This window comes from Sphingorhabdus sp., assembly GCF_044357595.1.
GTDB lineage: Bacteria > Pseudomonadota > Alphaproteobacteria > Sphingomonadales > Sphingomonadaceae > Sphingorhabdus_B.
The window spans coordinates 1-10,348 of the sequence record NZ_JBIKPH010000084.1 but is presented as its reverse complement, the minus strand read 5'-3'; the positions used below and the strand labels follow the sequence as shown (position 1 = coordinate 10,348).

The following is a 10,348-nucleotide window of genomic DNA, read 5'->3' as shown; positions in this document are numbered from 1 at the left end:
CATGCCGATGCTGCCCAAGCGCGGAGATCAATACCGCGCCCGTCATCATCAACGCACCCCAAACGGAATATGCATCATAACCTACAGGGTCGCTCACACCCTTTTCGCCCGTGAAGAAAATGCCATAAGCAAAGATAAGCATCAGCAGCCCGCCAGCCCAGCCAAACAGGAAACGATAGCGCATCAGCCGCGTCCGTTCATCATAATCAGCCGTCAGTTCCGGGACGAGCGCGATGGACGGAACCTCGCACATCGCAACCAATGAGCGCGCCAATACGGCCGTGCAGAACAGCCAGATGATTGTTCCCGTTTGCCCCATTTCGGGCGGGTGCCACAGCAACAGCCAGATGATACCAAGCGGAATTGCCGCGGTGTACAGCCACGGCAGGCGCCTGCCCCATTTGCTTTGCGTGCGATCGGATAGTTCGCCAATAATCGGATCCGCAAAGGCATCAAAAATCAGCGCGGCCATGATGACAGTGCCAACGACGCCAGCGTCGATGCCAAGCACCTGATTATAGAAAATCAGCAGGAAGACCGAAAATCCGTTGTCCTTGACGCCATAGGCAACAGAGCCAAGGCCGTGCATGACTTTTAACGAACGCGGAAGTGCAACTGCGGGTGCCATCAAGGGTTAAAACATATAACGTGAAAAGGCTTGTTTTCCGGCGAATCGCACGATGTTTCTCTCCTATGTCCCGCGCTTATGCTAGGCATACTGCCCATCCTGTCAATCGCGATGCAAATGACGTTACGGCATGCATCGCTCACCGATAAAGGCTTGCGTTTCCATGCGTGACAGCCCAAAAATTCATCACGCAATTAACAGGAGAGCGTCATGTCCGACCTTGAAACATTCCGCGCCGAGGCGCGCGCCTGGCTAGAAGAAAACTGCCCGGCTGAAATGCGCACACCTGCAAAGGGTGACGACGACGTTTGCTGGGGCGGACGCAATTTCGTTTTCCAATCGGAAGCGCAAAAATTGTGGCTCGAAGCTTGCGTTGCCAACGGCTACACTGTGCCCGATTGGCCAAAGGCTTATGGTGGCGCTGGCCTATCCCCACAGGAAACAAAAATCCTGCGTCAGGAAATGGCAAAGCTTGGCTGCCGCTCGCCACTCAACAGCTTCGGCATCTGGATGCTTGGCCCTGCGTTGCTGAAGTTCGGCACTGAAGAACAAAAAGTGCATTATATGGGCCAAATCGCCCGCGGCGAAATCCGCTGGTGTCAGGGCTATTCCGAGCCAGGTTCCGGCAGCGACCTTGTTTCGATGCAGACCTTTGGCGAAGATAAGGGCGATCATTGGGTCGTTAACGGCCAGAAAATCTGGACCTCTTATGCAGATAAGGCCGATTGGATTTTCTGCCTCGTCCGCACCGATAAGGCTAATAAATATCACGGCATCAGCTTCTTGCTGTTCGACATGGAAACAGCCGGTGTTTCAACCAAGCCAATCAAGCTGATCTCTGGCAATTCGCCCTTCTGCGAAACCTTCTTCGACAATGTTGTCGTGCCCAAGGATCAGTTGGTCGGCGAAATCAATCGCGGCTGGGACGTTGCGAAATATCTGCTCGGCCATGAACGCGAAATGATTTCGGGCATGGGCGGCGATGGCGGCGTGACCTCCATTGGCGCAGCGATGAAAGCCGTTCTGTCTGAAGAGCCAGTGCTGCGCGCGCAAATGGCATTGTTTGATGTCGATAACCTCACCTTCCGCGCCCATGGCGAACGCTTCATGGACGAATGGAAAACCGGCAAGGCGCATCCGGCGTATTCGAACCTGATGAAATATGTCGGGACCGAATTGAACAAGAAACGCAATGAACTGGTTATGTCGATTGGCGGTTCTCAGGCGCTTGAGTGGGAAAGCGAGCGGGCCAATGGCGGGTCCAAGGCACGCAATTGGTTGCGCACCAAAGCCAATTCGATCGAGGGCGGCACCAGCGAAGTGATGCTCAATGTTGTATCGAAACGTATTCTCGAAATGCCAGGGGCCTAATCATGGCAATGACCTTAAACGACGACCAGAACATGCTGCGCGACAGCGCGCGGGATTTCATGGCAAGCGAAGCGCCCGTCACCCATTTTCGTAAGTTTCGCGACATGGGCTGCAAGGATGGCTTCAGCCACGGCCTGTGGAAGCAATTTGCCGAAATGGGCTTTACCGGCATCCTCATTCCCGAAGCCGATGGCGGCATGGGCATGGGCCAGATTGAGGCAGGAATCGTCCTAGAAGAAATCGGCCGTAATCTGTCGCCATCGCCTTTTTTGACTACGTCGGTCGCGGCGGTTGAGGCGTTGAAGCTGGCGGATAAAGCGATGCGTGACCGATGGTTCCCCGGCATCTTGGCCGGTGAAACCGTTATTGGCATCGCTATTGAAGAAGGCGTCAAGCACCGCCCCGAAAAAATCGCCTGCGTTGCGACACGCAGCGGCAATGGCTTTAAGCTGACAGGGCAAAAGCAATTTGTCGTGCAGGGCGCGTCATCGGACATGCTGATTGTCGCGGCGCGGACTGCGGGTGCGGCTGGCGAGACCGATGGGCTGACACTGTTCGCTGTCGATAAGGATGCTGCGGGCTTGTCGATGGAGGCTACCCGCCTGGTCGATTCGGCTGTCGCGGCGCATGTGAAACTTGACGGCGTTCAGGTCGACGCCGATGCCATCATTGGCGAAGTCGATGGTGGATGGAGCGTGCTTTCCAAAATGCTTGACGCAGGACGTGTAGGGGCCGCCGCCGAAATGGTGGGCGTTGGCACGGGCGCGATGGACTTGACCTTCGACTATCTCAAAACCCGCAAGCAATTCGACCGAGTCATTGGTGAGTTCCAGGCGCTCCAACATCGCGCCGCGCATCTGTACGGCGAAATGGAAGGCGCACGTTCGATCGTGCTCAAGGCACAATCACTAATGGACGAAGGCCATGCCAAGGCCGAGTTGTATGTTGCGGCAGCAAAGGCGAAAGCGGGCCTTACCTGCAACCTTGCGGTCCGTGAAGGCGTGCAAATGCATGGCGGCATTGGCATGACGGACGAATATGACATCGGCTTGTATATGAAGCGCGATCGCGGCCTGAACGAATTTTTCGGCGATGCTTATTACCACGCAGACCGCGTGGCGACTATGAACGGTTATTAAAAGGACACCTCAGATGGACATTCAAAGCTTATTCAACCTCAATGGCCGCGTTGCTGTTGTCACGGGCGGCTCGCGCGGCATCGGCAAGATGATTGTCGAGGGCTATCTGAAGGCAGGCGCAGCACGCGTGTACATCAGCGCACGTAAGGTCGACCAGATTGAGGAAACCGTTGCCGAATTTGGCAGTCAAGTGATTGGCCTGCCATGTGACCTGTCGACCGTTGACGGCTGCCTTTCGCTTGCCGAACAAATCGCGGCGCGTGAGGAAAAAGTCGACATTCTCGTCAACAATGCAGGCGCTGCTTGGGGCGCAGAGTTCGGTCAGTTTCCCGAAAGCGGTTGGGACCGGGTCATGGACCTGAACGTCAAATCCTTGTTCTTCCTGACGCAGGCGCTGCACCCGCAGTTAAAGGCCGCGGCAACCTTTGACCGTCCCGGCAAAGTGATCAACATTGCATCGATCGATGGCCTGCGCATCAACCCGTGGCAAACATACAGCTATCAGGCATCGAAAGCCGCCGTCATCCATTTGACGCGCCGTCTTGCGGCAGAGCTGGTCAAGGATAACATATTGGTGTCGGGTATTGCGCCAGGTGCATTCCAGTCGGACATGAACAAGGATGCCCGCGACCATGCGGACGCCGTGGGTAAGAACATTCCGTTTCCACGAATCGGTACGCCTGAGGATATGGCGGGTCTTGCAATCTTCCTTGCCGCACGCGCAGGCGACTATATCGTCGGTGAAACGATCGCCTGCGACGGCGGCATCGTAAATGCATCGCTGCCAGGCAATGGTATCGCACCTTAAAATATTTACTTTCAGATACATGACGGGGTGAGTTGCAAGTTATGCAATTCACCCCAATCTTTTCGCAATTGCAGCATAACCGACGCGCTCGTATTTGGGTTGCAACGGCAAGCGATTGCCGAACAAAATTGAACGGGCGGCACCCCCCTCTCTCCCTCGCCCCCGGACAATTTTTTACGGCCTCCATGCACTGCATGGGGGCCGTATCTTTTTGGACCGAAATCTTGTCCTCTATTTTGTCCACCGCGAACTGCACTGCCTGTGGATAACTGGAAAAATTCGGCTTTGCGCGACTCGAAAAGCATGACACCTTCAGGTCATCAGGCAGGAACGCTTTGTTGCAAAGTCGGACCGGAAACGGGAAAGTGGCGCGGAAAAGAGGGAATGCAGGATCGCCAAATCGATAGGCAGACCGTCGCAAGACAGGAGATGAGATCGGGAGGGTGGGTACAAAGAAAACGAATATCAAGTGCGGCGACACGCAAGTGACGCAACGACGGATAGGATACCCAAAGTACCAAGGTGAACCATAAAGGCCTTTGGGCCGGACTGGGGAACCGGACGTCAGACAGAGGAAAGAATGGCCCTTGTGGTCAGGAACTTCCAAAAATCGGACGCAGTGGGCGCTGGTAGCAATACCAGCGCCCATTTATTTTATGTGGCACAAAAATCGTCGCCTCGCTAAGGCCGTTTCATGTCCGAAATCACGCCCCAAATCGTCGCCGACCATGGTCTAAATGCAGAAGAATATGCGCGCATCTTGCTCGCCATGGGACGCGTGCCCAACATGGTCGAACTTGGCATATTCTCGGTGATGTGGTCGGAGCACTGCTCCTACAAATCCTCACGCATCCATTTGAAGAAATTGCCGACTGAGGCCCCTTGGGTGATCTGCGGTCCTGGCGAAAATGCGGGCGTCATCGACATTGGCGAAGGTCCGAACGGCAGCAAGCTTGCCGCGATCTTCAAAATGGAATCGCACAACCATCCATCCTATATCGAACCCTATCAGGGTGCAGCAACCGGCGTTGGCGGCATCTTGCGCGATGTGTTCACCATGGGCGCGCGGCCCGTGGCGAATATGAACGCACTGCGTTTCGGGCGGCCAGACCATCCCAAGATGAAGCATCTGGTGCAGGGCGTGGTTGCCGGCATTGGTGGCTATGGCAATTGCGTAGGCGTACCCACTGTGGGCGGCGAAACCAATTTCCACCCCGCTTATGACGGCAACATCCTTGTGAACGCGATGACCGTTGGCGTTGCGGATCAGGACAAGATTTTTTACTCCGCTGCGACCGGCCTTGGTAACCCCATCGTCTATGTCGGTTCCAAGACGGGCCGCGACGGCATTCATGGCGCGACTATGGCGTCGGCAGATTTTGGCGCCGATATCGAAGAGAAGCGTCCAACTGTGCAGGTGGGCGACCCCTTCACCGAAAAGCTGCTGATTGAGGCGTGCCTTGAACTGATGGCGTCGGACGCCATTGTCGCGATTCAGGATATGGGCGCGGCTGGCCTGACCAGCTCAAGCGTCGAAATGGCGACCAATGGCAAGGCAGGCATCATTCTCGACATGGACAAGGTTCCCTGCCGCGAAGAAGGCATGACGCCTTATGAAATGATGCTGTCCGAAAGCCAGGAGCGGATGCTGATGGTGCTTAAGCCCGGACGCGAGGAATTTGCCAAGGCGATCTTTGACAAATGGGAGCTCGATTTCGCCGTGATTGGCGAAGTCACAGACACCGGCCATATGGTGCTGACGTGGAAGGGTGAGGTCGTGTGCGACATCCCGCTTGGCCCGCTCGCCGAAGATGCGCCTTTATACGACCGGCCCGCCGCGTCGAAGGCAGAGTATAAGGCATGGGCCAATGTACAGCCGCTGGGCGATGTTCCAGCCAGCACGGACATCGGTGCGGATTTGCTCAAGCTGATGGCCAGCCCCGACCTCGCGTCGCGCGCATGGATTTGGCAGCAATATGATTCCCAAGTCGGCGGCGACACCGCGCAGCTTTCGGGCGGCGATGCAGCGGTTGTGCGTATTCACGGAACCAACCGCGCGTTGGCGATGAGCACCGATTGCACACCGCGTTATTGCTATGCCGACCCTTATGAAGGCGGCAAGCAAGCCGTGGCTGAAACCTATCGCAACATTAGCGCAGTGGGCGCAACGCCGCTTGCGATTACCAACTGCCTGAACTTTGCCAACCCGCAACGCCCCGAAATCATGGCGCAGATCGTGGGTTGCCTTGAGGGCATGGGCGACGCCTGCCGTGCGCTTGATTATCCGATCGTGTCGGGCAATGTGTCGCTCTACAATGAAAGTAAGGCAACCGGCGGCGGCAGCGCGATTTTGCCAACCCCTGCCATTGGTGGCGTTGGCGTGCTGGAAGATGTCAGCAAAATGGCGACGATTGCGTTTAAGGATGACGGCGACGGCGTTTTTGTCATTGGCGACAATGATGGCCATCTGGGCCAGTCTTTATGGCTGCGCGAATTGCATGGCCGCGAAGACGGCACTGCGCCACCTGTTGACCTTGCCAAAGAGCGCGCACACGCAGAATTCGTCCGCCAACTTATTCAGGATAGCAAGGTTAACGCCGTGCATGATGTCGCCGATGGCGGCTTGCTCGTTGCGCTGACCGAAATGGCCTTGGCCAGCGGCCGCGGTTGCGTCGTCGAAGAAATCGGCGATGCATTCACTGCTTTTGGTGAGGATCAGGCGCGTTATGTTGTGACCAGCGCAACTGCCGACCGCATTCAGGTGGCGGGTATCCCGATGACTCGCATCGGCACCGTTGGCGGCACTGCGGTCACTGGGCCGGGCTTTGATGTTGCTTTAACGCAACTGCGCGCCGCGCATGACAGCTTCTTCAAAGACTGGATGGAAAGCTAGGGCTATCCCGTTGGCGCGCGCGGCAGACGGTTTTTATACCCTAGTCTTAAGCAGCGGCAGCCAGCAAATTATAAGGATCAATCCCTTCTGACCGCATCGCTGCGTGCGCCGCTTTGTAGGTCACTGGTTCGGCAATGCCCAAGCGCTTACGGGCATCGACCAAAGGCTCGCGCAACAAGGCTGCGATATCTTCCTGAACGATGTTCTTTGCCGCTCTGCCGATACGATAGCCTTCGTGCACCGCTTTCATAATCGGCGCCGATTTGGCAACGCGGTATTTCAGTTCTAATCCGCCGGCATAGGCAATGAAGCCCACGCCTAGATTGTGGTTTTGCGCATAGGTAAAGCCCAGCACGCATTGTTCACCCAACGCGTCGCGGCCATAGCCGGTGAGGATGTGCAGCATGTCATGGGTATCGCGCAAGCGGTCGCCATAACGTTCAACGACATCACCAAACACGGGATATGTTGTCCGGAACTGCGCATATTCCGCCTCAAGACCTGCAGCGCTTAGACCTTCGCGTTCCATGAACTCGACATAAAAGCGGCCAACTGTGCCGGCTGGAAGCTTCTTGATGCTGTCATGGTCATCGAGCATGTCAATCAGGCGCTCATTGCTTTCGAGCAACGCCCTGCCCTTTGGTGTTTCCCAAAATTTACGCGCCATCTTACCGAACTTGCTACCGCTTAAGGCCGCAATGATATGAAAGACCTGCTCTGTGTCTTCTTTGTTGGCAATCAGCTTGCGAAAATGATGCCACGCCTTCCGAGGCTGCATTTTAGCAGGCGGGCGGTCAGGGTGCGAAAAATACAGTTCAGTCATGGCGAATCCAAGGTTATTTCAACGATAAGAATAAAAACTACCTACATAAGTGTCAATAAGAAACGGTTAACGCACTGGACGGCAAATATGTGTTGCTGCATTGATACATGAACAGTGAGGGCGGTATGCGGGCATCCGAACAAAGGTACATCAGCTTGGATGCGATGCGCGGCTTTGCCGTGATGGGCATATTGGCCATGAACATCGTCAGCTTTGCGATGCCCGAATGGGCCTATATCACGCCTGCAGCGTATGGCGGGGACAGCCTTGCCGACCAAATCGCGTGGTTTTTTGGGTTCATCTTCATTGATGGCAAAATGCGTGGCCTATTCTCATTGCTGTTTGGCGCGAGCCTGATGCTGGTCATCGACCGCGCCGTGGCAAAGGGGGAAAGCGCCGCGCAGGTCCATTACCGCCGGATGGCGTGGCTCGCTGTGTTTGGCCTCGCGCATTATTTCTTCATCTGGTTCGGCGATATTCTTTTTCTGTATGCGATTATCGGCATGATCGCGTTTCGTTTCCGCAATTGGCCACCAGGGCGGTTAGTCAAGATCGCGTGCATCATTTTTGCGGTCGGGCTGGCGCTCTGGGGCATACAGTTTGGCGCGCTGCAGATCTTTCAATATTTCGCAACCCGACCAGATGCGACCGCAGACATGGCCCGCCAGTTTCGCGAGCTCATGGATAGTGCGGACCTTGCCTTTAACATTGCACCTGACCTGGCGCTGCACAGGAGTAGCTATGCTGCGATAACAATGGACAGGCTCGACGAATGGAGCACGCCACTTATCTTGGTGGTGCAGTCAATTGGCGAAACTTTGCCGCTGATGATGATTGGTATGGCGATGCAAAAAAGCGGGTTCATGACGGGCAACTGGGAGGCGATCGATTACCGACGCTGGGTGATGCGGATGCTACCAGTCGGCTTGCTGCTGACATTGGTCTTTGGGGTTTGGATAGTCGCAGTTGATTTCGACCGGATCACCGCGCTTGCGGTCTTTTTCTTCTGGGGCGCAATTCCGCGCATTATGTTGACCGTTGGCTATGCGGCTTTGCTCATCCTCATCATTCGGCGGTATCAAAATCACCCGATGCTCGCCCGTGTTGCAGCGACGGGGCGCGCGGCATTCAGCAACTATCTTGGGACGAGCATTGTCATGACAACCATTTTCTATGGCTATGGCTTTGGCTTGTTCGGCCATGTGGGCCGTGCGGGATTGTGGGTGTTTGTGCTGGGCGCGTGGGCAGTGATGTTGCTCTGGTCAAAGCCATGGCTGATGAAATTCCACTTCGGACCGCTGGAGTGGCTGTGGCGCAGCTTGGCGCGCGGAAAAGTGCAAATTATGCACCGTTAATGCTATTGCAATCAGTTCGCATTAACGGTAAGGCGATTCCATAGGAGTTGATACATGGTCGTCTGCATCTGTAATGCTATCAAGGAAAAAGACCTGCGCGCTGCGGTGCGTTGTGCCTCGGAACGTCCGAATGACGTGTATGCGCGCCTTGGGCGTAAGCCAAAATGCGGCCAGTGCCTCTCGTTCGCGCGAAACATTATCAGCACCACAGCTGCAGCCGCTTAGCAATAGCGCCCTGTAAAAAGTAGTTTTTCTGCCATTTTCGGCTTCACGGCCATCTAATATCGCGTTAACATATGCGCATAGAACGGAAAGGAAATGGCAATGAGGGGTGATGCAAAAGTCATAGAATTTTTGAACGAGGCGCTCAAAAATGAACTGACTGCGGTCAATCAATATTGGTTGCATTACCGCATGCTCGACAATTGGGGCGTATCGCGTCTGGCACATTTTGAACGACATGAATCGATTGACGAGATGAAGCATGCCGACAAATTGTCGGAGCGCATCTTGTTTCTGGATGGCCTCCCCAATTTCCAAATGCTTGGGCGCTTGCGCATTGGCGAGACCGTTGAGGAAATCCTGAAAGCCGATCTTGAGCTCGAATATGAAGCGCTGCCGTTGTTGAAAGACGCCATCGCGCACAGCGAAAGCGTACGCGATTATGTCAGCCGCGACCTGTTCGCGTCGATCCTAGAAAGCGAAGAAGAACATGTCGATATGCTCGAAAAGCAGTTCGACCTGATCGCGCGTATGGGCATGGAAAACTACGTCCAGCTGCAGTCAAAACCCATCGAGGACTGATATCGCGCAGGGCGATCCCTATCCGTTGTCGGCAAAAGGGTTCTTCGACGAACGGAAGTTGATCCGCACGGGCACCGCGCCGAAATCCAGATCGCGTCTGATGCCGTTGAGCAAATAGCGCGCATAGCTGGCGGGCAGCTCGTCGGTCCGGTTGCCAAAGATGACAAAGGTCGGCGGACGGTTGCGCGCTTGAGTCATATAGCGCAGCTTAATCCGCTTGCCACCAGGGGCAGGGGGCGGGTTCGCCGAAATCGCTGCCTCAAACCAGCGGTTGAGGATACCCGTTGGCACCCGCTTGTTCCAAGCCTCACGCGCATCGAACGCTGCGGAAATCATCTGATCTAGCCCTTTGCCCGTAAGCCCGGATACGGCAATCATCGGAACGCCCTTCAATTGCGACAGGCCCTCTTCCAACGCGGCACGAATGCCTCTGAAAAGGCCAGCGCCGTCAACGGCCACATCCCATTTGTTGATCGCGATGATGAGGGCGCGGCCCTCTTGAATGACATGGTCCGCGATCTTCAAAT

9 protein-coding genes and 1 pseudogene are annotated in these 10,348 nt (G+C 55.4%); 7 read left to right on the top strand and 3 right to left on the bottom strand.

Features of this window, described 5'->3' with window-relative positions; genetic code table 11:
- A partial coding sequence (locus tag ACIQ2T_RS09105; RefSeq protein WP_397590535.1) for an MFS transporter occupies positions 1-628 on the bottom strand: 628 nt, incomplete at its 3' end.
- A gap of 210 nt (positions 629-838) precedes the next feature.
- On the opposite strand from ACIQ2T_RS09105, the gene ACIQ2T_RS09100 reads away from it, so the two are divergent.
- The 4 genes from ACIQ2T_RS09100 (at position 839) to purL (ending at position 6,839) form a co-directional block, all read left to right on the top strand.
- Positions 839-1,999: an acyl-CoA dehydrogenase family protein gene (locus ACIQ2T_RS09100; RefSeq protein WP_397590534.1), complete on the top strand. Its 1,161-nt coding sequence runs from the start codon at positions 839-841 to the stop codon at positions 1,997-1,999.
- 2 nt (positions 2,000-2,001) lie between these two features.
- Complete coding sequence (locus ACIQ2T_RS09095; protein ID WP_397590533.1) at positions 2,002-3,138, top strand: acyl-CoA dehydrogenase family protein; 1,137 nt, start codon at positions 2,002-2,004, stop codon at positions 3,136-3,138.
- A 13-nt stretch (positions 3,139-3,151) separates the two neighbouring features.
- Positions 3,152-3,946, top strand: coding sequence for an SDR family NAD(P)-dependent oxidoreductase (locus ACIQ2T_RS09090; protein WP_397590532.1), 795 nt, complete (start codon positions 3,152-3,154; stop codon positions 3,944-3,946).
- Between the two features lie 694 nt (positions 3,947-4,640).
- Complete coding sequence (gene purL / locus ACIQ2T_RS09085) at positions 4,641-6,839, top strand: phosphoribosylformylglycinamidine synthase subunit PurL (protein ID WP_397590531.1); 2,199 nt, start codon at positions 4,641-4,643, stop codon at positions 6,837-6,839.
- A gap of 46 nt (positions 6,840-6,885) precedes the next feature.
- On the opposite strand, the gene ACIQ2T_RS09080 is transcribed toward purL, so the two are convergent.
- On the bottom strand, positions 6,886-7,662 hold the full coding sequence (locus ACIQ2T_RS09080) for a Coq4 family protein (RefSeq protein ID WP_397590530.1): 777 nt from the start codon (positions 7,660-7,662) through the stop codon (positions 6,886-6,888).
- A gap of 107 nt (positions 7,663-7,769) precedes the next feature.
- Between ACIQ2T_RS09080 and ACIQ2T_RS09075 the strand changes: the two genes are divergently transcribed.
- From ACIQ2T_RS09075 to bfr, 3 genes are all read left to right on the top strand, one after another.
- The gene (locus tag ACIQ2T_RS09075; protein ID WP_397590529.1) at positions 7,770-9,017 is read left to right on the top strand and encodes a DUF418 domain-containing protein; all 1,248 of its coding nucleotides are present in this window, start codon (positions 7,770-7,772) and stop codon (positions 9,015-9,017) included.
- A 54-nt stretch (positions 9,018-9,071) separates the two neighbouring features.
- On the top strand, positions 9,072-9,242 hold the full coding sequence (locus tag ACIQ2T_RS09070; RefSeq protein ID WP_397590528.1) for a bacterioferritin-associated ferredoxin: 171 nt from the start codon (positions 9,072-9,074) through the stop codon (positions 9,240-9,242).
- Between the two features lie 99 nt (positions 9,243-9,341).
- The gene (gene bfr / locus ACIQ2T_RS09065; protein ID WP_397583697.1) at positions 9,342-9,821 is read left to right on the top strand and encodes a bacterioferritin; all 480 of its coding nucleotides are present in this window, start codon (positions 9,342-9,344) and stop codon (positions 9,819-9,821) included.
- Positions 9,822-9,839: 18 nt separating this feature from the next.
- Here the strand turns inward: bfr and ACIQ2T_RS09060 are convergent.
- Positions 9,840-10,348: pseudogene (locus ACIQ2T_RS09060) on the bottom strand (ribosome biogenesis GTPase Der); the annotation flags it as partial.